Source organism: Bradyrhizobium sp. USDA3010 (assembly GCF_056429065.1).
The window spans coordinates 1-24,373 of record NZ_JBWJZD010000009.1 but is presented as its reverse complement, the minus strand read 5'-3'; the positions used below and the strand labels follow the sequence as shown (position 1 = coordinate 24,373).

The 24,373-nt window shown below is 65.0% G+C and carries 24 protein-coding genes and 1 pseudogene; 15 read left to right on the top strand and 10 right to left on the bottom strand.

What is annotated here, in order from left to right; all coding sequences use genetic code 11:
* Positions 1 to 34 precede the first annotated feature (34 nt).
* The 5 genes from AC066Y_RS16115 to AC066Y_RS16095 all read left to right on the top strand — a co-directional run bounded on the left by AC066Y_RS16115 (position 35) and on the right by AC066Y_RS16095 (position 6,115).
* Positions 35 to 1,354, top strand: coding sequence for a homoserine dehydrogenase (locus AC066Y_RS16115; RefSeq protein WP_173643386.1), 1,320 nt, complete (start codon positions 35 to 37; stop codon positions 1,352 to 1,354).
* Positions 1,355 to 1,434: 80 nt separating this feature from the next.
* A complete protein-coding gene (gene glpX / locus AC066Y_RS16110) occupies positions 1,435 to 2,433 on the top strand; it encodes a class II fructose-bisphosphatase (protein WP_173643387.1) in 999 nt (332 codons plus the stop codon).
* Positions 2,434 to 2,571: 138 nt separating this feature from the next.
* Positions 2,572 to 3,291, top strand: coding sequence for a haloacid dehalogenase type II (locus AC066Y_RS16105; RefSeq protein WP_478274737.1), 720 nt, complete (start codon positions 2,572 to 2,574; stop codon positions 3,289 to 3,291).
* Between the two features lie 154 nt (positions 3,292 to 3,445).
* Positions 3,446 to 5,287 carry a single-stranded-DNA-specific exonuclease RecJ gene (gene recJ / locus AC066Y_RS16100; protein WP_478274736.1) on the top strand — a complete coding sequence of 614 codons (1,842 nt, stop codon included), beginning with the start codon at positions 3,446 to 3,448 and terminating at the stop codon, positions 5,285 to 5,287.
* 18 nt (positions 5,288 to 5,305) lie between these two features.
* The gene (locus tag AC066Y_RS16095) at positions 5,306 to 6,115 is read left to right on the top strand and encodes an SDR family NAD(P)-dependent oxidoreductase (protein ID WP_478274735.1); all 810 of its coding nucleotides are present in this window, start codon (positions 5,306 to 5,308) and stop codon (positions 6,113 to 6,115) included.
* A 283-nt stretch (positions 6,116 to 6,398) separates the two neighbouring features.
* On the opposite strand, the gene AC066Y_RS16090 is transcribed toward AC066Y_RS16095, so the two are convergent.
* The 4 genes from AC066Y_RS16090 to AC066Y_RS16075 form a co-directional block, all read right to left on the bottom strand.
* The gene (locus tag AC066Y_RS16090) at positions 6,399 to 7,415 is read right to left on the bottom strand and encodes an MBL fold metallo-hydrolase (RefSeq protein WP_478274734.1); all 1,017 of its coding nucleotides are present in this window, start codon (positions 7,413 to 7,415) and stop codon (positions 6,399 to 6,401) included.
* Between the two features lie 114 nt (positions 7,416 to 7,529).
* On the bottom strand, positions 7,530 to 8,336 hold the full coding sequence (locus tag AC066Y_RS16085) for an AraC family transcriptional regulator (RefSeq protein WP_478274733.1): 807 nt from the start codon (positions 8,334 to 8,336) through the stop codon (positions 7,530 to 7,532).
* 249 nt (positions 8,337 to 8,585) lie between these two features.
* Positions 8,586 to 9,821 (bottom strand): lytic murein transglycosylase, encoded by a 1,236-nt coding sequence (locus AC066Y_RS16080; protein ID WP_478274732.1) that lies wholly within the window; start codon positions 9,819 to 9,821, stop codon positions 8,586 to 8,588.
* Positions 9,822 to 9,932: 111 nt separating this feature from the next.
* The gene (locus AC066Y_RS16075; RefSeq protein WP_478274731.1) at positions 9,933 to 10,505 is read right to left on the bottom strand and encodes a MarR family winged helix-turn-helix transcriptional regulator; all 573 of its coding nucleotides are present in this window, start codon (positions 10,503 to 10,505) and stop codon (positions 9,933 to 9,935) included.
* 83 nt (positions 10,506 to 10,588) lie between these two features.
* On the opposite strand from AC066Y_RS16075, the gene AC066Y_RS16070 reads away from it, so the two are divergent.
* The 4 genes from AC066Y_RS16070 to AC066Y_RS16055 all read left to right on the top strand — a co-directional run bounded on the left by AC066Y_RS16070 (position 10,589) and on the right by AC066Y_RS16055 (position 13,237).
* Positions 10,589 to 11,068 carry a carboxymuconolactone decarboxylase family protein gene (locus tag AC066Y_RS16070; protein ID WP_478274730.1) on the top strand — a complete coding sequence of 160 codons (480 nt, stop codon included), beginning with the start codon at positions 10,589 to 10,591 and terminating at the stop codon, positions 11,066 to 11,068.
* A gap of 46 nt (positions 11,069 to 11,114) precedes the next feature.
* Complete coding sequence (locus AC066Y_RS16065; protein ID WP_478274922.1) at positions 11,115 to 11,612, top strand: cupin domain-containing protein; 498 nt, start codon at positions 11,115 to 11,117, stop codon at positions 11,610 to 11,612.
* Between the two features lie 195 nt (positions 11,613 to 11,807).
* Complete coding sequence (locus AC066Y_RS16060; protein ID WP_478274729.1) at positions 11,808 to 12,701, top strand: dihydrodipicolinate synthase family protein; 894 nt, start codon at positions 11,808 to 11,810, stop codon at positions 12,699 to 12,701.
* A gap of 113 nt (positions 12,702 to 12,814) precedes the next feature.
* On the top strand, positions 12,815 to 13,237 hold the full coding sequence (locus AC066Y_RS16055; protein WP_478274728.1) for a chorismate mutase: 423 nt from the start codon (positions 12,815 to 12,817) through the stop codon (positions 13,235 to 13,237).
* A gap of 243 nt (positions 13,238 to 13,480) precedes the next feature.
* Here the strand turns inward: AC066Y_RS16055 and AC066Y_RS16050 are convergent, their stop codons facing one another.
* Entirely contained in the window at positions 13,481 to 15,067 is a 1,587-nt protein-coding gene (locus tag AC066Y_RS16050) for a M23 family peptidase (RefSeq protein WP_478274727.1), read from the bottom strand.
* Between the two features lie 164 nt (positions 15,068 to 15,231).
* Positions 15,232 to 15,798 (bottom strand): elongation factor P, encoded by a 567-nt coding sequence (efp, locus tag AC066Y_RS16045; RefSeq protein ID WP_173643398.1) that lies wholly within the window; start codon positions 15,796 to 15,798, stop codon positions 15,232 to 15,234.
* A gap of 523 nt (positions 15,799 to 16,321) precedes the next feature.
* Between efp and epmA the strand changes: the two genes are divergently transcribed.
* From epmA to AC066Y_RS16025, 4 genes are all read left to right on the top strand, one after another.
* Positions 16,322 to 17,374, top strand: a complete 1,053-nt coding sequence (gene epmA / locus AC066Y_RS16040; protein ID WP_478274726.1) for an EF-P lysine aminoacylase EpmA — start codon at positions 16,322 to 16,324, stop codon at positions 17,372 to 17,374.
* Positions 17,371 to 18,462 (top strand): lysine-2,3-aminomutase-like protein, encoded by a 1,092-nt coding sequence (locus AC066Y_RS16035; RefSeq protein WP_478274725.1) that lies wholly within the window; start codon positions 17,371 to 17,373, stop codon positions 18,460 to 18,462. Before epmA ends, AC066Y_RS16035 begins: the two co-directional genes overlap by 4 nt.
* Before the next feature lie 78 nt (positions 18,463 to 18,540).
* Positions 18,541 to 18,681 (top strand): hypothetical protein, encoded by a 141-nt coding sequence (locus AC066Y_RS16030; RefSeq protein ID WP_478274724.1) that lies wholly within the window; start codon positions 18,541 to 18,543, stop codon positions 18,679 to 18,681.
* Positions 18,682 to 18,703: 22 nt separating this feature from the next.
* Entirely contained in the window at positions 18,704 to 18,964 is a 261-nt protein-coding gene (locus AC066Y_RS16025; protein WP_478274723.1) for a hypothetical protein, read from the top strand.
* 66 nt (positions 18,965 to 19,030) lie between these two features.
* Here the strand turns inward: AC066Y_RS16025 and AC066Y_RS16020 are convergent, their stop codons facing one another.
* From AC066Y_RS16020 to AC066Y_RS16010, 3 genes are all read right to left on the bottom strand, one after another.
* The gene (locus AC066Y_RS16020; protein ID WP_478274722.1) at positions 19,031 to 20,116 is read right to left on the bottom strand and encodes a 3-deoxy-7-phosphoheptulonate synthase; all 1,086 of its coding nucleotides are present in this window, start codon (positions 20,114 to 20,116) and stop codon (positions 19,031 to 19,033) included.
* 236 nt (positions 20,117 to 20,352) lie between these two features.
* Positions 20,353 to 20,925: an HdeD family acid-resistance protein gene (locus AC066Y_RS16015; RefSeq protein WP_478274721.1), complete on the bottom strand. Its 573-nt coding sequence runs from the start codon at positions 20,923 to 20,925 to the stop codon at positions 20,353 to 20,355.
* Positions 20,926 to 20,990: 65 nt separating this feature from the next.
* Positions 20,991 to 22,028: a PrsW family glutamic-type intramembrane protease gene (locus AC066Y_RS16010; protein ID WP_456756896.1), complete on the bottom strand. Its 1,038-nt coding sequence runs from the start codon at positions 22,026 to 22,028 to the stop codon at positions 20,991 to 20,993.
* 492 nt (positions 22,029 to 22,520) lie between these two features.
* Here AC066Y_RS16010 and AC066Y_RS16005 point away from each other — a divergent pair, with 492 nt between their 5' ends.
* Positions 22,521 to 23,465 carry a sulfite exporter TauE/SafE family protein gene (locus tag AC066Y_RS16005; RefSeq protein WP_478274720.1) on the top strand — a complete coding sequence of 315 codons (945 nt, stop codon included), beginning with the start codon at positions 22,521 to 22,523 and terminating at the stop codon, positions 23,463 to 23,465.
* Here the strand turns inward: AC066Y_RS16005 and AC066Y_RS16000 are convergent.
* Positions 23,462 to 23,686 (bottom strand): annotated as a pseudogene (locus AC066Y_RS16000) (M20/M25/M40 family metallo-hydrolase); the annotation flags it as partial. The gene AC066Y_RS16005 and the pseudogene AC066Y_RS16000 sit on opposite strands and share 4 nt — an antisense overlap.
* Between AC066Y_RS16000 and AC066Y_RS15995 the strand changes: the two are divergent.
* The gene (locus AC066Y_RS15995; RefSeq protein ID WP_478274719.1) at positions 23,640 to 23,741 is read left to right on the top strand and encodes a DUF2061 domain-containing protein; all 102 of its coding nucleotides are present in this window, start codon (positions 23,640 to 23,642) and stop codon (positions 23,739 to 23,741) included. The pseudogene AC066Y_RS16000 and the gene AC066Y_RS15995 overlap by 47 nt on opposite strands.
* Positions 23,742 to 24,373: the final 632 nt, after the last annotated feature.

The following is a 24,373-nucleotide window of genomic DNA, read 5'->3' as shown; positions in this document are numbered from 1 at the left end:
TCCAGGTTGCTTAATCTCCAGGTCCCTTAAATCCATGGTCGCACCCCTGAACGTGGGCATAGCGGGGCTCGGCACCGTCGGTGCCGATGTCGTCCGCCTCATCGAAACGCAAGGACGGGCGCTGGCCGAGCGCAGCGGCCGCGGCATCCGCGTCGTCGCCGTCACCGCGCGCTCGAAAGCCAAGAAGCGGGGCCTCGACCTGCGCGGCATCGCCTGGGCGAAGAGCCCGCAGGCGCTGGCCGAGGATCCCAATATCGACTGCTTCGTCGAGTTGATGGGCGGCGCCGGCGATCCCGCGCTCTCCGCGATCGAGACCGCGCTGAAGGCCGGCAAGTCGGTCGTGACCGCCAACAAGGCGCTGATCGCCAAGCACGGGTTGCGGCTTGCCGCCGCCGCCGAAAAGCACGGCGGTGCGCTGAATTTCGAGGCCGCGGTCGGCGCGGCGATCCCGGTCATCAAGACGCTGCGCGAGGGCCTCGCCGGCACCAGCGTCAACCGCGTCTACGGCATCCTCAACGGCACCTGCAACTACATCCTGACCCGGATGGAGCAGGAGGGCCTATCGTTCGAGGAATGCCTGAAGGACGCCCAGCGTCTCGGCTATGCCGAAGCCAACCCGTCATTCGACGTCGATGGTCACGACACCGCGCAGAAGCTTGCGATCCTGGCCAGCCTCGCCTTCGGAACCAAGGTCGCGGAAAGCGCGGTCTATGTCGAAGGCATCTCCTCGATCACGCCGGAAGACCTCAAGGCCGCCGCGGAACTCGGCTACCGCGTCAAGCTGCTCGGCGTTGCCGTGCGCACGGCAAAGGGCATTGAGCAGCGCGTGCATCCGACCATGGTGCCGAAATCATCCTCGATCGCGCAGGTGATGGGCGTCACCAATGCTGTCGCAATCGACGGCGAGGGGATTCCGCCGATCACGCTGGTCGGGCCCGGCGCCGGCGGCGGCGCGACCGCCTCGGCCGTGGTCGCCGACATCGCCGACGTCGCCCGCGGCATTCGTGCCAAGCCGTTCGGGCGTCCGGTGGAGCGGTTGCGCGACACCACCAAGGCGCCGATGGAACGTCACGAGGGTGGCTACTATATCCGCCTGATGGCGCGCGATCTTGCAGGCACTGCCGCAACAATCGCCACCCGGCTCGCGGAACAGAAGATATCTCTGGAGTCCATCGTGCAACGGCATCCGGATGGCGTCGATGTGAACGGTGCGGCCAAAAAACCTTCACCGGTCCCGGTCATTCTGATTACCTACGCGACCAGCGAGGATGCGGTGCATCGTGCGCTCGCCGCAGTGCAGCGCGATAAGGTCATCAGCGGCCGGCCGCAGGTGATCCGGATCGAGAAAAACTAGCGCATGGCCTGAACGGGTCGGGCGTGAGACGATTGATGCGGGCAGGCTGGCCTGTCCCCGAGGCTTTAAGGAGTACGCCGATGTCGACCCATATTTCCGTTCCGCCGCAGATGCTGCTCGAGCGCATCCTGACGCTCGAAATCGTGCGCGTGACGGAGCGCGCGGCGGTGTCGGCCGCGCGGCTGCGCGGCCACGGCCAGGAGAAGGCCGCCGACAAGGCCGCGGTCGACGCGATGCGGCGCGAGCTCAACAAGCTGCCGATAGAGGGCACCATCGTGATCGGCGAGGGCGAGCGCGACGAGGCGCCGATGCTGTTCATCGGCGAGAAGGTCGGGCTCAACGCCGGCCCGAAAGTCGATATCGCCGTCGACCCGCTCGAAGGCACCACGCTGTGCGCCAAGAACATGCCGGGCTCGATCGCCACCATGGCGATGGCCGACGGCGGCACGCTGCTGCACGCACCCGACGTCTACATGCAGAAGATCGCGATCGGCCCGGGCTACGCCAAGAACGTGATCGAGCTCGACGCACCGCCCGCCGACAACGTCCGCCGGCTCGCCAAGGCCAAGGGCGTCGACCCCAGCGCGATCAACGTGCTGGTGCTCGACCGTCCGCGCCATGCCGACATCATCAACGGCGTGCGCTCGACCGGCGCTGCCGTGCAGCTGATCACCGATGGTGACGTCGCCGGCGTCATCCACTGCGCCAAGCCCGATGAGACCGGCGTCGACATGTATATCGGCACCGGCGGCGCGCCCGAGGGCGTGCTGGCAGCGGTCGCGCTGCGCTGCATCGGCGGCCAGATGCAGTGCCGCCTGATCCTCGACACCGAGGAGAAGCGCGCGCGCGCGCACAAGATGGGCGTCACCGATCCGAAGATGATCTACGGCATCGAGGATCTGGCGAGGGGCGACTGCCTGTTCGCCGCCACCGGCGTCACCACCGGCTCGCTGCTCTCAGGCGTGAAGTTCAAGAAGGACGTGATCGAGACCGAGACGGTGGTGATGCGCTCGGTCACCGGCACCGTGCGCTACATCAAGGCCGAGCACCGGCAGCTGGAGAAGTTCCACCTGGATTGATGACTGCTGTCGTTCCGGGGCGATGCGCAGCATCGAACCACAGATGCGCAGTTGCGCGTCGGGGAAGCTCGAGATTCCGGGTTCGCGCTCACACGCGCCCCCGGAATGACGCAACAAGAACAACAAGGGGAGACGAGCATGTCCGATCTGTCCGGCGTCAAGGCACTGGTGTTCGACGTGTTCGGAACCGTGGTCGACTGGCGCAGCAGCCTGATCAACGACTTCACCAAATGGGGCGAGGCGCGCGGCATCAAGGCTGACTGGACGGCGCTGGTTGACGGCTGGCGCGCGGTCTATGCGGCCTCGATGGACGAGGTGCGCAAGAACCCGCAGAACGGCTACGTCATCCTCGATGTGCTGCACCGCCGCTCGCTGGAGAAGCTGGTCGCACAGTTCGACATCAAGGGCCTCACCGAGGCCGACCTGCACCACCTGACGCTGGGCTGGCATCGCCTGCACGGGTGGCCCGACAGCGTCGCCGGCCTGACCCGGCTGAAGACCAAATACATCATCTCGCCGCTGTCGAACGGCAACGTCGCGCTGCTGACCAACATGGCGAAGTTCGCAGGCTTGCCCTGGGACCTCGTGATGTCGGCCGAGCTGTTCGAGCACTACAAGCCCGATCCGGAAACCTATCTCGGCGCGGCAAAGCTGCTCTGCCTGCCGCCGGAGCAGGTGATGATGGTCGCAGCCCACAATTACGATCTCAAGCATGCGCAAAAGCACGGCCTGAAGACGGCGTTCGTCGCGCGGCCGACCGAATACGGTCCCCTGCAGAAAGTCGATTTCGAGGCCACCGGCGCGTGGGACATCGTGGCCAAGGATTTCGGGGAAATCGCCACCCGGATGGGCTGCTAGAACTGGTCTGCTATTCATTGAAGCGCTACGATTCCTGCCCGAAGCGTCGGTTCTGATTGGATGAGAGCCGACGCCCGAGATTTGTTTTGACGTGTTGCCGTCACGCGAACCGCTGCCCACTTCGCTCGAAAACGCTCTGGCTCCAGAAGGGATCATGACGCTGCACGCATCCGCACTGCCCGTCGAGGCGCCACAGGCGTTCCTCGGCGTGGCGCGGTCGCTGACCGGAAAACTCTGGCACGACCGGCTGGACGCGCGCGGGGCGGCGCGGGCGCTCGCGATCGTGCAGCGGCACAATCTGCCGGAAATGCTGGCGCGTGTGCTGGCCGGCCGCGGCGTCGCGATCGACGAGGTTGCCGACTTCCTCGACCCGACCATCCGCAAGCTGATGCCGGACCCGCACACCGTCACCGAGATGGAGCATGCGGCCAAGCGGATCGCGGATGCCGCTGATCGCGGCGAGAAGGTCGCGATCTTCGGCGATTACGACGTCGACGGCGCGACCTCGGCGGCGCTGCTGACCTGGCATCTGCGCCATTGCGGGCTGGATCCGCTGATCCACATTCCCGACCGCATCTTCGAAGGTTACGGTCCGAACGTCGACGCCGTCCGCGCCCTGGCGGCCAAGGGCGCGACGCTGCTCGTCACGGTCGATTGCGGCACCACCAGCATCGAGCCGCTGGCGGAAGCCAGGAAGCTCGGCATGTCGGTCGTGGTGATCGATCATCACCAGACCGGCGACGAGTTGCCCGAGGTCGACGCGCTGGTGAATCCGAACCGGCCCGACGATCTCTCGGGCCTCGGCCACCTCGCGGCCGTCGGCCTGGTGTTCGTCACATTGGTCGCCGTGAACCGCGAGCTGCGCCAGCGCGGCTTCTGGACCCGCGAGATGCCGGAGCCCGACCTGCTCGGCGTGCTGCATCATGTCGCGCTCGGCACCGTTGCCGACGTCGCGCCGCTGATCGGGCTGAACCGGGCCTTTGTCGCCAAGGGCCTGATCGCGATGCGCCGCCGCGACCATGTCGGCCACACCGCGCTGATGGATGTGGCGCGGCTCAATGGCCCGCCGGAGGCCTGGCATCTCGGCTTCATGCTGGGCCCGCGCATCAATGCCGGCGGCCGCATCGGGCGCGCCGATCTCGGCGTGCGGCTGCTGCTCGAAGGCGATGTCTCGGAGGCCGCGCGGATCGCGGCCGAGCTCGATCGCCTCAATGCCGAACGGCGGGTGATCGAGCAGGCGGCAGAGGCGCAGGCCGAAGCCGAAGCGCTGGCCTCGCTCGGGCTCGAGGACAAGGGCGCGGTGATCGTCACCGCGGCGGAAGGCTGGCATCCTGGCGTGGTCGGGCTGGTCGCAGCGCGTCTGAAGGAGAAGTTTGCGCGGCCGGCCTTTGCGATCGCGCTCGAGCCGGGCGGCATCGGCACCGGATCGGGTCGCTCGATCGGCGGCGTGGATATCGGCAAGGCGGTGCGGCAGGCGGTGCATGACGGCCTGTTGATGAAAGGCGGCGGGCACGCGATGGCGGCCGGCGTCACGCTGCGCAAGGAGAAGCTCGCCGAATTCCGCGCCTACATGGAGAGTGCGCTGGCGGCCGACGTCGCCAACTCGCGTCACGAGAACGAGCTGTTCATCGATGGCGCCGTGACCGGGCGCGCTGTGACGCCGGAATTCGCCGCGACGCTCAATCGCGCAGGTCCGTTCGGCAGTGCCAATCCCGAGCCGGTGATCGCGCTGCCGTCGCATCAGCTGGTCTATGCCGACGAGGTCGGGCAGGCGCATTTGCGGCTGCGCTTCAAGTCCGGCGACGGTTCCATCGTCAATGGTATCGCATTCCGCTCGGTCGGACAGAAGCTCGGCAGCGCCTTGACGCAAAATCGCGGCCAGCAAATGCACGTGGCGGGCTCTCTTGCAGTCGACCGTTGGCAAGGCACCGAACGTGTGCAATTCCGTGTGCTCGACGTCGCGGTACCGGATCAGGGCCCGGCGGTGATCAAATAAGAAACGTTGGGAGTGGACATGGCAGGACAGGTTGAAGGCAAGGTCGCGCTGGTGACCGGCGGCGCGTCGGGCATCGGCGAGGCGATCGTCGAATTGTTCGCGCAGGAAGGCGCGACGGTTGTTGCGACCGACATCGACGAGTTGAGGGGACCCGAGCTCGCCGCGCGGCTCACCAAGGCCGGACGCAAGGTGATCTTCCTGCCGCAGGATGTCACCAGCGAGGAGCGCTGGATCGAGGTCGTCGCCGATATCGGCAAGCGCTATGGCCGCCTCGATATCATGGTCTCCAACGCCGGCATCGGCATCGGCGCGCCTTCGATTGTCGAGATGTCGCTCGCGGACTGGCGCCGGCAGACCGCCATCAATCTCGATGGCGTGTTCCTGTCGGTGAAGCATTCGCTGCCGCTGATGCGCAAGCATGGCGGCGGCTCGATCATCATGATGTCATCGCTGGCCGGCCTGCGCGGTGCGGGGACGCTTTCCGGCTACAGCGCGACCAAGGGCGCGGTGCGGCTGTTCGCCAAGTCGATCGCGATGGAATGCGCGCAGGTGAACGACGGCATCCGCGTCAACTCCGTGCATCCCGGCATCATCGACACGCCGATCTGGGGCAAGATTCCGACCGGCGCGACGGGCGCGGGCCAGAACGCGCCGATCGATCCGGAGGAGCGCGCACGGTTCGCCACGCCGCTCGGCCGCGCCGGCCAGGCGATCGAGATCGCGCAAGGCGTGCTCTATCTCGCCTCCGATGCGTCGCGCTACGTGACCGGCAGCGAACTCGTGATCGACGGCGGCATGAACGCCGGCGGCGTGGTGCGGCAGCAATAGCCACGATCGTCATTGCGGACCTACGGGTCGGGCAGGCCGCCTTTACGTCATGGCGACCAGAGCGAAGCAATCGATGATTCCACGTGTGTGGATGCATGGGTTGCTTCGTCGCTCTCGCTCCTCGCAATGACGGGCGGTCAGTCTCGAATCACATTTCAAACAGCGGCGTGAATGACAGTCCGCATTCTCGCGATGTGAATCGTTCGAGGTTTGCGTCTCGCTTGATCGTCATCGAGATAAGCTGGCTTGGTCGCAAAATGACCCTTAGTCGACCCGAGCTAGTCTAATCCGGATACTTTCGCAGCTCCGGATTCCATTTCTTTGCGACCACACGGTCACCAATCGTAAAGCGCAAAAGGTCTTCTCCGACCTCCAACGGGCCCTCGTAGGTGCTCTGTGTCCGCGCCACGAGTTCGGACACCTTCGTTTCGAGAAGTATGACGTGTGAATAGGCCGCGAGTTTGGGCTTTGCGCGCGAAAAGACCATGCCAGCTTCCTCAGGCGACGTATGGTGATCCGCGACGGGCTTTAGTTGCGGCAGTTTTGCCAGTTGTGCCGACATCGCAAAGACTTCATGAATCAACAGATCGCTTCCCGTCGCATGCTTGATGAGATTTTCGTCAAACTTCGTGTCTCCTGAAATCGTTACAGACCGCGCGTCGTAGTCGATCCGATAACCCACCGACGGCTTGACCAGGTCGCCGTGATTGACCGCAAATGCGGTGACCTTGACACCGGCCTCGTCGAACACGACGCGATCTGCTTGGAAGTCGTGGACCTCAATCTGCATGGCGGCGGGCGGGATGTGTTCGTCCGCATGACGGATGCTGACGTCATCAGAAAATGCCTCCGCAAGGCCTTTGGCAATCTTCGCCACACCGCTCGGCACGGTTGTTCCGTCCGATGGACCCCACAGTCTCATGGGTTTGACGCGGGATCCAAATGGCCCGAACATGTACCCCGTCATCCACAGGTCAGGCAGGCCCGCAACATGGTCCGAATGATAATGGGTCAGAAAAACCGCATCGATGCCTTTGCCGGATGATATGCCCAACTGATAGAGGCGCACTGTCACTCCTCGACCCGCGTCGAATAGTAGATTCAGTCCGCCGGCTTGAACGAGCGTCGCCGGTCCGAAACGCGCGGCAGTTGGTTCGGGGCCACCCGTACCGAGCAGCGTCACGACAATCTCGTTGGAGGCGGCAGGCTTTTCCTCAGCCGTCGCGCTGCCATGGATCGAATAGGTCAACACCAAAGTTGCAGCGATAACCGCTAAAATGCGCCGCGCCATTATCGCCATACGCCGACTCCTTGCTCGCGGTCGCAATGATTGAATTCAAATGCGCGGCCTGCACCAGCCGTCTCGTTTCCCCAACAACAAGATAGCCGCCGCAGGGTGGTACGCTTGTATATTTCAGCCATCCGGGGAAAGAATGTTGTCCCAATCGCCAATAAACTGACTTGGTCCAGCGCCGACCAGTGCGTGGCATTCACGGATGAAATGCGCCTGATCAAAATAGCCGGCTTCGTGGGCAATTCGGGTCCACGACTTGGTCGGTTCGTTACGATGAGCCGTCAAGGCTGCATCGAACCTGATCGTACGCGCATAAAGTTTGGGAGAAAGGCCAACTTGTGACGAAAAGCGGCGTTGAAAATGACGCGCGCTCAGGCCCGATTGCTTCACAAGGTGGTCGATACCGACGCAACCCCGCGATGCCAGCAGCAGACGGGACGTATAGTCGACCCCATCCTGAGCTGAACTGTCATCCTGCATCATCCCGAGCCAGCGTTCTGCCGCGGATACGCGCGAGGCAAAGTCCGCAGCCGAACGTACGGCGTCGCTCAGCAGCACCGCGCGCTTGCCAAGAACGTCGCAGGCCCGGATGCCTTCATTGACGAGGGACGTCATATCGATGCCGACGAGGCGATTGAGCGCAGCCGGCTGCAGCAGAATGTTGAAGACGTGGACTTCGCCTGACATGTAGAGCTGGATTCGGCGCGACCCTTGCGGGCCGACCACGACCGTTTCGGGGGCCGTCTGCAGGGGACCTGCATCGAGCCGAAGACGGAATGGATCGCCCAGATAAATATCGATGATCTGGTGGGGCCGCGCCGTCAGCGGCCACATCAGGCCTTTGGGGCCCAATGTTCCGCGGCGTTCCTCGAACGAGCGAACGATGCCACGAAGCCCGGGATGCGGAGTCCTTCGTCTGACCTCCATCGACGGCCTCCCGTTTGGCGCCACCGCAAGGCCTTGCATCTGGCGATCTGAATAATATCACAACTGGGTTTCGACAACGATGGCAGGTACTGCGCCGATAGGCCTCGGCTGTTGGATCATCCGAACAGCCATGTTGCCCGCTTGTGGCCGATCGCGTCATTTCGGTCGCGCGCAGCAACCATATCGCTCCAGGAGTGAAGCGGACGTCAACTCCGGCACGTCATGCTGCCGCGTTCATGGGTAGACGGCCTAGCCGCCTTGCCGTAGCCGCGCCAGCACCTTGAGCCCGCCATAGCCATCGGCGGGCAGCAGGCCCATCTTGATCTGGTAATCCTTGATCGCCTTCATGGTGTCGTTGCCGACGCGGCCGTCGGTGCCGCCGGTGTCGAAGCCGGCCTTGGTCAGCCGCGTCTGCATCTCCTGCACCTCGGCGAGCGTTAGCGCCCGCTCGGAGCCGGGGAAGGGCTGAATGAACGGCGGTCCGCCGAGACAGCGATCGCCGAGATGGCAGATCGCCAGCGCGTAGTTCATCGACGGATTGTAGCTCTTCACCGAATTGAAGTTGGGGCCGAGCAGGAAGGCCGGGCCGCCGGCGACCGGGATCCAGAGCTGCGCTGACGCGCTCGGCTGCGGAAACGGCTGGCCGTCGGCTCTGACGACGCCGGCGCTGGCCCAGGCTGCGTAGGTGCGGCTGCCGCCGGCGCCGCCGCCGGGTGCGCGAACCTCGTAGCCCCAGTGCTCGCCGCGGTGCCACTTGCCGCGATTGACGAGATATTTCGCGGTCGAGCCGAGCGCGTCGTCGGGGCGGCCGAACGGCGACACCTTGCCGTCGCCGTCATAGTCGAAGCCGACATTGAGCCAGACTTCCGGCATCCACTGCGAATGGCCCATCGCGCCGGCCCAGGAGCCGTTCATCTCCTCGGGCGTGCTCCAGCCGCGCTGTACGATCTTCATCGCGTTGATCAGCTCGGTCTCCCAATAGGCCTTCCGGCGCGGCTCGTTCCAGGCGAGCGCCGCAAGCGAGGGAAACACCGGCGTCATATGGTTCTGCTGCACCAGCGGATCGCCATAGGCGGATTCGACGCCCCACAGCGCGAGCAGCGTACCGCGCTCGACGCCGAAGTCGCGCTCGATCCGGGCGAACAGCGCCTCGTTCTTCTTCAGCGCCTCGCGGCCGTGGATGACGCGCCAGTCCGAGACGCGGCGGTTGATGTACTGCCAGATCTGCTCGTGGAATTCGGGCTGGTTGCGCATCTGCTTGAACACGCTCATGTCGGGCTCGACACGTCCCATGCAGCGATTCCAGGTCGCCTCCGAAATGCCTTTTGCCAGCGCGCGGGCGCGAAAATTGTCGCGCCATTGGTCGAAGCCCGGAGGGGACGCCGCCAGTGCGCCGAGCGGAGTGCCGAGTGTTACGCCTGCCGCGAGCGCCGCCTTCAGGACGGCGCGGCGGGCAGGTGATTTCAAAGAATCAGGCTGTTTCATCAGGCCACTGTAGCGGCGCCGATCGGGTGAGCCAAAAGCCACGCCGCCGCAGGATCATGATTTGAGCATGCCCTTGTCGGAAAACCGGTTCCCACTTTTCCGGGGCGTGCTCTAGCTATCCTGCAAATCTGTGGCGATTTTTGACAGCCATTGCCGGACAATCTGCTCCGATCTGGCGTCGAGGCTGGCGGCGAGCCGGCGCTCCTGGGCCTGGGCGATGTGGCGGCATTTCTCCAGCAGCGCGGTTCCATGGCTGGTCAGCGTCCACTGCAGCACCCGGCCGTGGACCGGGTGCGGCGTCTTGCGGATCGCGCCGTCGCGCTCGAGGTTGCGGATGATCACGCTGACGGTCTGCGGCGTCAGGAATGCCACCCGGGCCAGATCGGCGCCCGAGAGGCCCGGATAGGCTTTCAGCATCGTCAGCACGACGAATTGGGGAGAGGTGACGCCGAGGCCAGCCAGCTCGCGCTCCATCGACAGCCGCGAGGCCGCATTCGCCTGGCGCAGCAGGTAGGCGAGGTAGCCCTGTTCGCCGCGCTTGCCTTCGCCGGGCGGCGGGACGGCAGAGGCGGGCAGGGCGTCTGCGGCCGATCCTGCCCCGATCGCTGCCTTGCCCGCCGCCGCTTTCCCCGCCGGGCGCTGCCCGGCTGCGCCGGATTTCCCTCGTTTCTGCATTCCCGCCATGTTGCCTTCGCGAATGTCTGCGTCTTGCTCAATATCAGAGCCCTGATAAGATGTCAGTACACTGATAACATGAGGCCAAGCCGATGTCACATGCCCGCAAGGAATACACCGACTTCGAGAAGCTCGCCCCCGATGTCTTCGCCGTCGTGCGTGACCTCGGCCAGTTCGCGGCGAAGGCCGGTCTCGACAAGCAGCTGCTCGAACTGGTCAAGCTGCGCGCCTCGCAGATCAATGGCTGCGCCTTCTGCGTGCAGTATCACATCCTGCAGGGCGAGAGCCTCGGCGTGCCCACAGACAAGCTGAACCTCGTCGTGGTGTGGCGCGAGGTGCCGCAGTTCTCGGCCCGCGAGCGCGCGGCGCTGGCCTGGACCGAGGCGCTGACGACCATGCCGAACGGCGTCAGCGACGAAATCTATGCCGCGATCACCGCTGAATTCTCCGAAAAGGAGCTGACCTACCTGACCTCGGCCATCGCTTCGATCAATGTCTGGAACCGGTTTGGCGCCGCCTATCGCTGGACGCCGCCGCCGCGCAGGCAGCGGGCGGCCGCGGCGGCTTCCTGAGACGGAACGAACGGCAATTGACAGGGGAGGACGACCGATGACTTCGATGGCGATGACATCATCTGTTTCATGTGCGCGGCCGCCGCGGCCGGTCTTGCCGGCCGTGATCGCGGGACTGGCCTCGGCCTTCGTGATCGGCAAGGCGCTGCCGACCCCGATGGACGCGATCTCCGCGGCGATCGCGCCGCTCTGTGCGAGTGCCAATGCGGCGTCGCCGCTCGACAAGGTCGATGTCATCACCTCGCATGCGTTGCCGAACGTGCCGGGCAAGCGCGTCACGGTGGTGCGCGTGTTCTACGGTCCCGGCGGCTTCACGCCGCCGCATCGCCATTCCGGCTCGGTGACGGCCTACATCACTAAGGGCGCGATTCGTTCCCAGCTCGGCGGCGGACCGGTCGAGACCTTCAAGGTCGGCCAGTCCTTCTTCGAGCCGCCGGGCTCGACCCACATGGTCTCGGCCAATGCCAGCACCACGGCGCCGGCGGAACTGATCGCGGTTTTCGTCGCGGACGAAGGCGCGCAGCTGACTACGATGCTGGAATAGCCGCCGGCAATTCCGATCGACGCCGGCCCAATTCCGCAGGTCGCGCGCGTCCTCAAGCATTGGACCAGTTTGCTGTGAAGTCCGCAGCAAACTGGACCTTGCAAGCGGAATTGGGCGCGGTGATTGAAGGCGCGGCGGCTACGGCTGCAATGCGATTTCCCCGCTAGCGCGGCGGTCACCGAACAGGAGTAACCGATGGTCAATCTCAAGGGGCTTTCCGCCTTCCCGATCACGCCCTCGAATCGAGATGGGGAGGTCGATGCGGGAGCGCTTCGCGCATTGCTGGAGCCCTTGATCGCGGCAAAGGTGGATTCGATCGGTCTGCTCGGAAGCACGGGCTCATATCCGTATTTCAGCCGCGATGAGCGGCGGCGTGCCGTGCAGGCGGCGGCCGCCCTGGCAGGTGGCAAGACGCCGATCCTGGTCGGCGTCGGCGCGCTGCGCACCGATGATGCGGTGAAACTAGCGCAGGATGCACGCGATGCCGGCGCGGCGGCAGGCCTGCTGGCGCCGGTTTCCTATACGCCGCTCACCGATGATGAGGTCTTCGAGCACTTTCAAACGGTGGCGCGCGAAAGCGGATTGTCGATCTGCATCTACGACAATCCGGGCACGACGCATTTTCGATTCACGCCGGCCCTGGTCGGCCGCTTGAGTCACGTTGCGGGAATCGTGGCGGTGAAGAGTCCCGCGCTGGACGCTGCCGCGGTGCCGGGCCATATCGCCGAATTGCGCGCCGTCGTGCCGAGCGGCTTCTCGCTGGGTTACAGCGCCGACTGGAATTGCACCGAGGCGCTGCTGGCGGGCGGCGAGACCTGGTACAGCGTGCTCGCAGGAGTTTTTCCCAAGGTCTGCGTCGACATCGTCCGTGCCGTCGCAAGTGGCGATGCCGCCAGGGCGCGGCAGCTTGATGCGCGGCTGCAACCGGTCTGGCAGCTGTTCAAGACATTCTCCAGCCTGCGGGTCGCCTACGCGATCGCCAATCTCAGAGGGATCTGCGCGGCCGAGCCTCCGCGTCCGATCCTGCCGTTGCCCCCGGACGCGCAGAAGAAGGTCGGTGAGGTACTGGCCGGAATGGAGATCGGTTGACCGCATCAATCAGGTTCGCGATGGAATTCGTTCCACCGCCGTCGTGGCTTCCATCCGCACATAAAATCGGCTTAACAACCGCCCGTCATGCTCGGCTTTCTGGGAGGCGTTCGATGCGATTGCCGGTGGTTCTGTTGACGCTTCTGATCCCCGCAGTGGCGTGGGCCGAGGAGCCCGCGACCAACGCGCCGGCCTTGTGGGGCAGTCCCAGCGTCGACAACGGCACCTGCTGCAAGACGCTTGGCGAGGTGCGCAGCAACATCGACCGGCTCGACCGCGAGATCGTGCGCCTGATGGCCGAGCGCGGCCGCTACGTCCATGAGGCCGCCCGCTTCAAGGCCAACCCCGCGCAGGTCGAGGCGCCCGAACGCGCCGAGGCGGTGGTGAAGAAGGCGATGGCGCTTGCGGAAGCGGACGGGCTGTCGCCCAAGGTTGCGGAAGCCGCCTATCACGCAATGGTCCGCGCTTTCATCGACTACGAGCAGGGCATCTTCGCGGATGCCGCGGCGCGCGGCGATGCGCCCTGGAAGAAATAGGCGGCCTATCGCAACACGGTGCAGCTTCCCAATCCGCGCAATGACGCGACCGATGTGGCGCGGAGCGCCATGACCCCAAGGGCGAACGGCGTTTGCACGATTTCGGAATAATGGAATAATGCCGCTGATTTGCCCGACGTGTCAAGTTGTCGTGCCTGATGACGGCAGCCGCCGGCTCCTTTGCATGGGGTTGTTTTCGATATTTTGGCCGTGCGCCTCGAACCAGTGTCCGCGTCGCTCGCCCTAATTGCCGCCGCCTTCCTGGGTGTCGATGCGATGCACGACGTCGTCGGGCAGGGCATGGGCCACGGCGGCCGCAGGTCCGGGCTCCGGTCCGATCTCGCGGCCGCGGCCGCGGATCAGCCGCTCATAGGCCGACACCAGCGTGGTGTAGGGATTGACCCAGAGCCAGCCGTCGCGCGTGAACACCTGCACGTCGAAATGCAGATGCCGTGACGTGCCGTTGGGATGGTCGAGATAGTTGGAGACCACGCCGATCTTCTCGCCTTCGCTGAGGCGGCGTCCGTTGAGCAGGCCGTCGGCGTCCATCACGGACGGGTTCATGTGCATGTAGCGGAAACGAACATGCTCGGTGCTTGTGTTGACCTGCAATGTCACGGCCTGCTGCTGCGCCGAGCGGATCACGATACTGTCGCGCACCGCGACGACCGCCTGCTGCCTGGGGTCGCAACCGTCCTTGCTGTCGGCCGAACACGCGCCGGGCCTGATATCCTGGCCCTGATGGCCGTAGCCGCTGGCGCATTGGCCGACCTCGAAGCTGCGCGCTTCACAGAAATTGTCCTGCCAGGGATATTCGTCGACGGTCGCACCTGCCTTGCGCCTGGCGAAGGATTGCGAGTGCGCGAAGGCCGGCACCTTCTCGAGCGGAAAGCGGATCTGCGAATAGACCGTGAAATCGGCGTGGCCGCCCTGCTGCTTGCGGCCGCCGCTGCCCGGAACGATGTCGCCGCTCGGGCGGAAAGTGAAATCCGCCGACTGAGCGATCGGCCGCTCGGCGATGTCAGAGGCGATGTCGCTGCGCGGCCGCGACGGCTGGCCGCCGGCGATGCGCAATGCCTTCAGGAAGCGCTCGGCGACCGGATATGCCTCGCGGCAGGCGAGGCGCTTCGGCCGCGGCGCGCTGTCGAGGCACTGGATCGAAACGACATAGGGAATCCCGAAGCGGGTGAAGGCGTAGCGCACATAGCCTTCGCGGATGAAGCGGCGCAGGTCCGGAAACTGCGCGGCCAGCGTCTTGACCGGCTCGCCCTTGCCGCCGAGCCGGTCGGCGAGGTCGTAGACCAGGATCGAGCCCGAGATCTGCACTTCGACCGGTTTTGCAAAGGTCCGCGGCGGCATGCCGTCGCCGGCGCCCGGGTCGAGCGAGAACACCGCGTCATAGCCGGACGCGCCGGCATGGAACACATCGGCCGCGCGGAAGTCGGCCTGGTAGCGTGCGACCGGCAGGCTGTCCGGTGCGCCGTTCTGTCGTGCGTCGAGATAGCTTGCGGGGTCGAAAGGCAGCAGCACCGGGATCGGGCTCTGCGCGATGCCGGGGAAGAGCGACGATGTCACCGCATTCAGCTGCACCAGCGCGGGCGTCGCGCGCGGATCGGTGGCGGGAACGCGGCGCTGTCCGGCGAATGTGAAGCCGGAGGCGATGGCCGGGCGGGTCGTGATCTCTTGCCGGAGCTGGTCGAGCACCGAGCGCCATTCGACCCGCATGGCCGAGATCGAAGGCGTCCGGAATTCGTCGGCATGAGCGCCGGGAGGAGGCAAGAGCAGGGCTGCCAGCCAGCAACTGATGAAGCTGACGACCTTCCTGTTCACTGCACTCCCCGGGTCATGTCTAATCGCGAGAGATTAGAGCAAGTTCCGGAAAAGTGTGTAGCAGTTTTCCGGAAAGTTTGAGGTTAAACAGCAACCTGATGCGCGATGATGATTCATTGCGACTGTCACCGCACTTCGCCGCTCAATCCCTGCTCAATCCTTGCTCAGTCCTTGGCGCGTTCGACGTAGGAGCCGTCCTCGGTCATCACGACGATGCGCGTGCCGGTGGAAACGTGCGGCGGCACGCCGGTGCGGATGCCGTTGGACAGCATCGCGGGCTTGTACGACGACGAGGCGGTCTGCCCCTTGGTGACGGGCTCGGTCTCCACCACTTCGAGCGTCACGCGCTGGGGCAGCTGGATCGCGACCGGATTGCCCTCGTGCATCGACAGCTTCACGGTCATGTTCTCCTGCAAATACGGCGCAGACGAGCCGACGATCTCCTTGGAGACCTGGACCTGATCGTAGTTGTCGTTGTTCATGAAGTGGAAGCCGTCGGCGTCCTCGTAGAGGTAGTTGTAGTTGTGATCCTCGACGGTGGCCTTCTCGACCTGGTCGGTGGTCTTGTAGCGCTCCGACACCTTCACGCCGTCGCCGATGCGGCGCATTTCGATCTGGCTGACTGGGGTGCCCTTGCCGGGATGAATGTTTTCGGCGGAGAGGACCACATAGAGCTTGCCATCCTGCTCGATGATGTTGCCCTTGCGGATGGAACTGGCGATGACTTTCAAAGGTGTTTTCCTGAATTTGAGAAGCGGGGGCGCAAACCGGACCGGCAGCCCCTCGGCCGTGGCGGCGATTTCGGGCTGCAACATACTGATTTGTCCCTGAGATGCCAGTCTTTTGCGGCCGAATTCGGCAGTTTGGCAACCGCCGGCAACAGCCCTCGGGGGCCGCTAACGAGGGTCCTTGCCGGGGATTTTTCGGGCCTTCCCGTTATGTTCGGCAAGGCTTGCGGGAACCGAGAATGTCCCCGTCTTCAGGTCGCAGAGGCAGCAACCAGCCGGCCACGGCGGCATCCTGTTTCCGCGGAACTGGCGATGGGACGCGCGAGCCGGTGTTCAGGTTCAGCCGTGGCGACGCATGGACATTGCCGGCATCTTTCGACAAGAAAGGATTCGCTTCGCCGCGTTCCGCTGCGACCAAGGCCGTGTCGACGATGTATTTGCATGGAATCAAGGATTTGCGCCCGGCTCTTAAATCGGGGCGGTGGCTTGTTGATGTTGAATCCGCGACGGCTGGGGCGGTCGGCCGATGACAGCCCATGACCAGCCCTCGCCCTGGTGGACGCCGTCACGCTACGCCGATCGCAGGCCCTTCCTGCAGGCGCGGACCGCGATCACGCGGGCGCTCCGGGCCTGGTTCGAGGAGCAGGGCTTTGCCGAGGTCGAGACCGCCATCCTGCAGATCTCGCCTGGCAACGAGACCCATCTGCACGCCCCCCGTACCGAGCTCAGGCAAGCCGATGGCTCAGCTGCGCCACGCTATCTGCGCACCTCGCCCGAGTTCGCCTGCAAGAAGCTGCTCGCGGCCGGTGAGCCCAAGATCTACGAGTTCGCGCGGGTGTTCCGCGATCGCGAGCGCGGCGACCTGCATTTGCCCGAATTCACCATGCTGGAATGGTACCGCGCCAATGCCGGTTACGACGCCATCATGGCCGACACGATCGTCGTCATCGCCCATGCGGCGCAGGCGACCGGGATCGGACGGTTTTCATTTCGTGGCGGGATGGCCGACCCCTTTGCCGAGCCGGAGCTGATGACGGTTGCCGCAAGTTTCGAGCGCTTCGCCGGCATCGACCTGCTGGCGACGATCTCGGGCGGCGAGGGCAATCGCGAGGCGCTGGCGGCAGCCGCGCGCGAGCGGGTGCGGATCGCGGACGACGACACATGGTCGGACATTTTCAGCAAGGTGCTGGTCGAGCATGTCGAGCCCAATCTCGGACAGGGCCGCCTGACGGTGCTGTTCGAATACCCGCCGCCGGAGGCCGCGCTGGCGCGCACCAAGGCGGGCGAGCCATGCGTCGCCGAACGCTTCGAGGTCTATGCCTGCGGGGTCGAGCTCGCCAACGGCTTTGGCGAGTTGACCGACGCGGCCGAGCAGCGCCATCGTTTCACCGCAGCCATGGACGAGAAGGCCCGCCGTTACGGCGAGCGCTATCCGCTCGACGACGATTTCCTTGCCGCCGTCGGCCAGATGCCCGAGGCGAGCGGTGTCGCGCTCGGCTTCGACCGGCTGGTGATGCTGGCGAGCGGCGCGCCACGAATTGACCAGGTGGTCTGGACGCCGCCTGCAGGAGAGCCATGAACAGGATCGATCCGAAACTGGCGGCAACGCTGCGCCAGCCGCGCGAGCTGGCCGATGCCGGCCTCGTGCCGGTCGCAGCCCTTGCCGCGCTCGAACAGGTGGCTGCGCGCTACGCGGTCGCGGTGACGCCGGAGCTCGCGGCGCTGATCGATCCGGCTGATTCCGCCGACCCGATCGCGCGGCAGTTCATCCCGAGCGCTGATGAGCTCGTCGAGCAGCCGGGCGAGAACGCCGATCCGATCGGCGACGATGCGCATTCGCCGGTCGCCGGCATCGTGCATCGCTATCCGGACCGGGTGTTGTTCAAGCTCGTCCATGTCTGCGCGGTCTATTGCCGGTTCTGTTTCCGGCGCGAAATGGTCGGGCCGGGCAAGGCCTCGGCCTTGTCCGACGATGCCTATCGGGGGGCACTGGAGTACATCCGTACCCATCAAGAAGTCTGGGAAGTCATCCTGACCGGCGGCGATCCCTTGATGCTGTCGTCGCGCAGGCTGTCCGAGATCATGGCCGATCTCGCTGCTATCGACCATGTGAAGATCATCCGCCTGCACAGCCGCGTTCCCATCGCCGACCCCGGACGCATCAATTCCGACATGGTCGCGGCGCTGCGGGTCGACGGGGCGACGACCTGGATCGCAATCCACGCCAACCATCCGCGCGAGCTGGGCGCCAATGCCCGCGCCGCGTGCGCGCGCCTTGCCGACGCCGGCATCCCGTTGGTCAGCCAGTCCGTCCTGCTGCGCGGCGTCAATGACGATGCCGCGACGCTCGCGGCGCTGATGCGCGCCTTGGTCGAGTGCCGGATCAAGCCCTATTATCTGCACCACGGCGACCTTGCACCCGGCACCGCGCATTTGCGCACCACGATCGAAGCCGGGCAGGAATTGATGCGGGCGTTGCGCGGGCGCGTCTCCGGGCTGTGCCAGCCGGATTATGTGCTCGACATTCCCGGCGGGTACGGCAAGGCGCCGATCGGCCCGACCTATTTGTCGCAGCCGACTTCCCGCGAAGGTGAGGATCCGGTGGAGCGGCGGTACCGTATCGTCGATTATTGCGGTGACGTTCATCTTTACCCGCCGCAACCGTGAGCCTGCGATGAGCGGGCCGGGGACCGACGGCAGGAGCCGCCCGAGGGCGAGGGCAGCCGCGGCGTCGAAAATGCTGTGATGTTCGGCTTCTTTGTGGTGCTGGTCGCGGCGGGAATCTGGCTCCTTGGCACGATGGCCGATATACGGAAGGTTCAGGATTGCGCAGCGCAGGGGCGCCGCAACTGTGCTACCGTCGAGGCGCCGGAACGGGCGCAATAGGTTTGAGAAGCGGAGACGCGAGATGCGGAAGACTGTTTTGTTGATGGCTCTGATGATGGTTGGAGCGCCCCAGGTTGGAACGTCCCAGGCATGGGCGCAGCAACAGGGCGGATCGTCCTCCATGCAGAAGAGCGCGCCGCTGCCGGAGGCGCCGGTCGGACATCGTCAGCCACGCCGCGGCGACGTTCCCAATGAAAAGAATATCAGCGATCCGAACAGCACCGCGAACAAGGAAGACGCTGCGCTCGACAAGAAGATCAAGAGCATCTGCCGCGGCTGCTAAGCCACGGAAGGGACCGGCGGAGCGGGATATCCGCCCCGCCGGCAACGCTCAATCCGTTCGACCGTCTCAGGCCGAACGCTCCTGCAGGCCGTCACGCCGCACGCTGCGCCTCGCGTCGACGGCATCGGCCAGCTGCTTCAAGACGTCAGCCGTCGCCGCGAGGTCGATGCAGCCGTCCGTGATGCTCTGGCCGTAGGTCAGCGGCTTGCCCGGCACGACGTCCTGGCGGCCGGCGACCAGATTGCTCTCGATCATCACGCCGATGATGCGCTGGTCGCCGCTTGCGACCTGCTGTGCGATGTCGGCGGCAACCAGCGGCTGGTTCTCCGGCTTCTTGCTGCTGTTGGCGTGGCTGGTGTCGATCATCAGCCGCGGCGCGACACCGGCGTGGCCGAGCTCGGCCGCCGCAGCATCGACGCTCGCTGCATCATAGTTCGGCACCCGCCCGCCGCGCAGGATGACATGGCAGTCCTCGTTGCCGCTGGTCGCGGCGATCGCCGAACGGCCGCCTTTGGTGACCGCCATGAAATGATGCGGGTGCGACGCCGACTTCACCGCGTCCGCCGCGATCCGCACGCCGCCGTCGGTGCTGTTCTTGAAGCCGACCGGGCACGACAGGCCGGACGCCAGCTCGCGATGGATCTGGCTCTCGGTGGTGCGCGCGCCGATCGCGGCCCACGAGACCAGATCGGCGATGTATTGCGGCGTCGTCATGTCGAGGAATTCGGTGCCGGCCGGCAGGCCGAGATTGTTCACGGCCGACAGCACGTTGCGTGCAAGCCGCAGGCCCTTGTTGATGTCGAAGCTGCCGTCCAGATCGGGATCGTTGATCAGCCCCTTCCAGCCGACGGTGGTGCGCGGCTTCTCGAAATAGACCCGCATCACGATCTCGAGGCGGTCGGCGAGCTGTTCGCGCAGGCTGGCGAGACGCTCGGCGTAGTCGACGGCCGCCGCGGGATCGTGGATGGAGCAGGGGCCGACGACGACCAGCAGGCGGTCATCGGTGCCGTTGAGGATCGCGTGGATGGCGTTGCGGGCGCCCATCACGACGCGGGTCGCCGTCAGGGTGCGCGGGACCTCCCGCATCACCTCTTCGGGCGTACTGAGCTCTTTTAGTTCCTTGATGCGAAGATCGTCTGTCGTACTCAACACGGCTGGCTCCTTTGGGGTTCGGGACCTGCCGGCACACAAAAAAGCCGCCAGGTCTGGCGGCTTGTTTTGGACGTTTGCTGCAATTCTTCAGATTGAGCGCGATCCTCCGGCCGCCAGCGAGCTGTCGTAGCTAAAGTACCAAAAATAGCTGGTGGCGACGGTGATCATGGCGGGCTCTATACCCGACGGATATCGGCCTGTCACCCCCCCAAAACCGCGGGTGAGCCGGTTCGTCGTCAGGTGTTGCGCGCCGCCAACGCCATACCTATCAGGGTCGCGCCGCCGAACATCAGATTGAGGCCGACGAGGAGGCCGATCGCCCATTCCGCCGAGCCCGGCAGGCCCGCGATGATGAAGAAGGCGATCACGATATCCATCAGGCCGGCGATCAGCAGCCAGGACCAGCGTCCCGACAATTCGCGGCGGTGCTCCAGCGCATACATGATGGTGGCGACGCCCTCGGCGACGAAATAGGCGCCGATGACGATGGTCAGCGTCAGCACGCCCTGCATCGGACGGGCCAGCAGCACCATGCCGGCCAGCACGGCGAGCGCGGCCGAGATCAGCGACCACCAGAAGCCCGGCATGTTGCGCGCCCAGAAGGTCACGATCAGTCCGCCGATACCTGAGATCAGGAACATCCAGCCGAGGAAGATGGTGACGGCGAGGCTCGCGAATGTCGGCACGATCGTCGCCGCGATGCCGAGGATCACGAGCAGGATGCCTTCGAACAGGAACGCCTTCCAGTGTTGCTTGACCGCGGCCTGCATCTCCGATCGCAGTCTGTCGAGATCGTTGGACAGGGTCATCGCGGCTCTCCAAATCTGCAACGGAAAAGTCTGCAACGGTCAAGTCTGCGAGCGTGCGGCGTATCCTAGCCTTGGCCCGGCGTGGACGGAAAGCCCTCCGCGGCGGTCCGCATCCGGTTGCGGCCGAGGAAATAGACCGCGGTGGTCGCGATCAGCAGCGCTAGTCCGATCAGGATCGAGGTGAAGCCGATCGGGACCAGGATGAATGAGGCATTGCGCTCGGGATTGACGTACCAGTGATGCAGCGAGGTGAGCAGGAAGGAGACCCCGGCAAAGCCGGTGCCGCCGCCGACCAGCAGCAGTGCCCACATTCGCCGCAGCTGGCTCAGCCGCTCGCGCGCAACGTCGGTGCGCGGCGCATGATGCCTGCCGAGGCGGCGCACCAGGCGGATTGCAAAACCGATCGAGGAGAAGCCGATCAGCACGCTGGCCGAACCGAGCAGGAGCCGCGCGGTCGGGCCGAGATCGGGAATGCGCTGCAGCGCGAGCAGTGGAAAATCGAACGCTGCATGCAGCGCAACCGGTGCGACCAGCACCAGCGACCAGTTCGTGATGCGGGCCCAGTCGCGGTGGCCCCGGTAGGCGCCGAGCGCACCACCGGAGCGCGCGATCGCAAGGTAGGCGCCGGCGATGATGCCGAGCGCACCGTGAAACGGCACCGTCAGCACGCTGCGCAACGCCGCGAGCGCCCGCCACATGTCCTTGTGCTGGACGAGATAGGCGAGGTTCTCGTAGGCCGCAAATCCGAGGCCGGCGGCCGCGCCATAGACCACCGTATCCATCGGATCGGCGAAGGCGCGGCGGCGCGTCGAGATGGCGACGATGACGAGAACCTTGACGATCTCCTCCGGTGCTGCGACGCCGAACGCCGCGCGGACCGCCTGGGTCGCCCAGGGATTGTCGGGAATGGCAAGCAGCGCATTGAAGGGAATGCGCGCCAAGCCGAGCAGCGAGATGCTGGCCGCGCCGAGCACGAAGGCGAGCCACACCTGCACCGGCGGTCCGGGGCGCTCGTCGGCGGCAATCACCAGCCACAGCACCAGCAGCGCGGGCGCGATGGCGGCGGCGCCAATCACAGTCGGAAGCGACTCAAGCAACAACATGAGCCGGACGGCCCCTTTTATGGCACCAAAGCGATGCGGACCGAAGAAATGGCAGCAAGTTCAGCGGATTGCAAATCGAGCATTTGGCGGAATCGGCTCGACTGAAGCCATTCTTGTGTCCGATATGCCACGGTTGCCGGCGAAAGCGCGGCGCGGGCCTCTATCGGCTCAAAGCAGAGGGTGACCACCGGCTGCCGGGCAGTTCCTGGCAGCCAAACGCCCCCGTGCGGCGTTCTTCAGTATCCGAACTGTGATCGGGTGACGATCTGTGGGTCCAACCAGTTTGCCTGAATGTCGCGAGCCGCGCGGCGCTGGCGTATCGGAGCGAGATCGGGGGGCGCATCGACAATGCGGCTCACGCTATGACCAGATCGCCGACCCGCAGATGGGGCGAACGGCGCGCGGCTGTGGCGGCGGCAAGTTTCGGCACCGCGTCCCTTTCCGTGGGCTATAATGTCGCGGGCAAAGCGACTGATCCGGTAAAAGCTAAAGATGTCTTCGATTGATTCTGCTGTGATCGTTCTTGCCGTGATCGCCCTGTTTGCGGCGTTTGTAAACGGTGCGCTGGGTTACGGGTTTTCCTCGCTCACCGTGCCGGTTGCGCTTGTCTTCTACACCAACCGCGTTCTCAATCCCGCGGTCGTCATCGTCGAAGTCTTCGTCAACCTGTATGTTCTGTGCATCAATCTGAGCGGCGTTCCGGCCGTGTGGCGGCGCGTGCTGCCTATTCTCATCGGCATGCTGCCCGGCATTGCGCTCGGAGCCTTTGCTCTGACGTCACTGCAACCCGGCTGGACCAAGTTCGCCACCTATTCGATTATTCTGCCGCTTATCCTGCTGCAGGCGGCCGGTTGGCGGAAGCCGATCCAGTCGAAATGGCTGGTCGGTTTGCCCTTTGGAACGGCGCTCGGGGTCCTGTACTCGGTCACGACCATCTCGGGACCGCCGCTGGCAATCCTTTTCAACAATCAGGGCCTTGTCAAAGACGAGTTTCGGGCCGGTCTCGCACTGGTTCGGGTGACAGAGTCCGGCTTGACCGCGATCGCGTACTACAAGCTCGGTCTGTTCATCGAAGAGAGCCGGAGCATGTTGTTCGTGCTCGTTCCCTGCGTGGTCGTCGGCATACCGTTCGGTGCCTGGCTGATCCGCCGGCTGGACGCCGAGACGTTTCGCCGGATCTGCATGAGCTTTGATGCGTGGGTCGTGGGATTCGGACTGTCGCGCGTGTTGATCGAAGTGAAGCTGATGGAAAGCCCGTGGGCCTACAGCGTCATGGCCGGGACGATCCTGATCGACGTCTGCTTGTTGTATGTGTTCTTCACCGCGCGGAGAGGGACCGCGCAGAACCCGCACGCGTTGGCTCCGCTGAGATCTGGAATCGGGGCGGCCCGACCTGATGGCGACAATGCCGCGGGGCGGCGTTCGCAAGGTGGCTAACCTGCCAGCAGGCGCCGGCAGGTTTCGGCGAACACCTCGGCGCCCGTGACGATATCGGCGTCGTCGGTGTTCTCGCTCCAGTGATGGCTGATGCCGCCAATCGACGGCACGAACAGCATCGCCGCCGGCATGACGGTGGCGAGGACCTGGGCGTCATGGCCGGCGCCGCTCGGCATGCGGATTGATTTGCCGGCGGAGGTCTCGCTCGCCGGCTCGATCGCCGGGCTCGAGATCGTCACCAAGATCGCCTGGTACTATGTACACGAGCGGGTCTAGGCAGTTGTTCCGTTCGGACGGCGCGCCTGACCCGCGCGACCGGTGCGACGAAACAGGATCTTTTTTGGAACGGACCGGGCAGTGATGAACCCCGCTGGATGTGCGGGGCCGTGCAGGTGCGCGAGAACAAGATCCACTTCTGGATTGAAAACAGTGTTCACGCTGTTGGGCAATTCTGAACGGCGGGAGCGTCGCAGGACGTTGACGAATTGGTCGTCGGCTCATTGCCGGGGCTGAAGGTCGGGGCCTCCGCCGTCCCTGCGAACAGCTGCTTCTGAGCCGGAGTCCCGGAAGGCCGTAACCAATCCGCCATCTGTGCCGCGGTTTCCGCTTGGCGCGCTCTTCGGATCAACCGCTCGCGCTCAACGCCCGGATAGGTGCCTTGTGCTTCCTTCCGAAGACGCTCAGCCTGATCACCAAGGCGAATTTCGAGAGAATCGGCCTGCTTGAACCGGCGACGCTGCATGGAACGCTGCTCCATCTTGTTGGGGAGGGCGGGAGCGCGTGCTAGCCCGTCTTATTCATGATTGCCGGGCGGGGCAGCTGGAACATTTCCGGTCGGGGTGAAGGCGCGCGCGAACGCTTCGGCTTTTTCGCCGCTTTTCGACCCGACTTCGTGAACGCGTTGGAGG

What these genes read in the sequence shown, in the direction of transcription:
- recJ (WP_478274736.1), top strand. Translation starts at nt 3,446, where the DNA reads ATGACGCTGCACGCATCCGCACTGCCCGTCGAGGCGCCACAGGCGTTC.
- AC066Y_RS16075 (WP_478274731.1), bottom strand. Translation starts at nt 10,505, where the DNA reads ATGGCGGGAATGCAGAAACGAGGGAAATCCGGCGCAGCCGGGCAGCGC.
- AC066Y_RS16060 (WP_478274729.1), top strand. Translation starts at nt 11,808, where the DNA reads ATGGTCAATCTCAAGGGGCTTTCCGCCTTCCCGATCACGCCCTCGAAT.
- AC066Y_RS16030 (WP_478274724.1), top strand. Translation starts at nt 18,541, where the DNA reads ATGTTCGGCTTCTTTGTGGTGCTGGTCGCGGCGGGAATCTGGCTCCTT.
- epmA (WP_478274726.1), top strand. Translation starts at nt 16,322, where the DNA reads ATGACAGCCCATGACCAGCCCTCGCCCTGGTGGACGCCGTCACGCTAC.
- AC066Y_RS16005 (WP_478274720.1), top strand. Translation starts at nt 22,521, where the DNA reads ATGTCTTCGATTGATTCTGCTGTGATCGTTCTTGCCGTGATCGCCCTG.
- AC066Y_RS16010 (WP_456756896.1), bottom strand. Translation starts at nt 22,028, where the DNA reads ATGTTGTTGCTTGAGTCGCTTCCGACTGTGATTGGCGCCGCCGCCATC.
- AC066Y_RS16105 (WP_478274737.1), top strand. Translation starts at nt 2,572, where the DNA reads ATGTCCGATCTGTCCGGCGTCAAGGCACTGGTGTTCGACGTGTTCGGA.
- AC066Y_RS16090 (WP_478274734.1), bottom strand. Translation starts at nt 7,415, where the DNA reads ATGGCGATAATGGCGCGGCGCATTTTAGCGGTTATCGCTGCAACTTTG.
- glpX (WP_173643387.1), top strand. Translation starts at nt 1,435, where the DNA reads ATGTCGACCCATATTTCCGTTCCGCCGCAGATGCTGCTCGAGCGCATC.
- AC066Y_RS16035 (WP_478274725.1), top strand. Translation starts at nt 17,371, where the DNA reads ATGAACAGGATCGATCCGAAACTGGCGGCAACGCTGCGCCAGCCGCGC.
- AC066Y_RS15995 (WP_478274719.1), top strand. Translation starts at nt 23,640, where the DNA reads ATGCGGATTGATTTGCCGGCGGAGGTCTCGCTCGCCGGCTCGATCGCC.
- AC066Y_RS16055 (WP_478274728.1), top strand. Translation starts at nt 12,815, where the DNA reads ATGCGATTGCCGGTGGTTCTGTTGACGCTTCTGATCCCCGCAGTGGCG.
- AC066Y_RS16095 (WP_478274735.1), top strand. Translation starts at nt 5,306, where the DNA reads ATGGCAGGACAGGTTGAAGGCAAGGTCGCGCTGGTGACCGGCGGCGCG.
- AC066Y_RS16025 (WP_478274723.1), top strand. Translation starts at nt 18,704, where the DNA reads ATGCGGAAGACTGTTTTGTTGATGGCTCTGATGATGGTTGGAGCGCCC.
- AC066Y_RS16115 (WP_173643386.1), top strand. Translation starts at nt 35, where the DNA reads ATGGTCGCACCCCTGAACGTGGGCATAGCGGGGCTCGGCACCGTCGGT.
- AC066Y_RS16015 (WP_478274721.1), bottom strand. Translation starts at nt 20,925, where the DNA reads ATGACCCTGTCCAACGATCTCGACAGACTGCGATCGGAGATGCAGGCC.
- AC066Y_RS16085 (WP_478274733.1), bottom strand. Translation starts at nt 8,336, where the DNA reads ATGGAGGTCAGACGAAGGACTCCGCATCCCGGGCTTCGTGGCATCGTT.
- AC066Y_RS16065 (WP_478274922.1), top strand. Translation starts at nt 11,115, where the DNA reads ATGGCGATGACATCATCTGTTTCATGTGCGCGGCCGCCGCGGCCGGTC.
- AC066Y_RS16080 (WP_478274732.1), bottom strand. Translation starts at nt 9,821, where the DNA reads ATGAAACAGCCTGATTCTTTGAAATCACCTGCCCGCCGCGCCGTCCTG.
- AC066Y_RS16070 (WP_478274730.1), top strand. Translation starts at nt 10,589, where the DNA reads ATGTCACATGCCCGCAAGGAATACACCGACTTCGAGAAGCTCGCCCCC.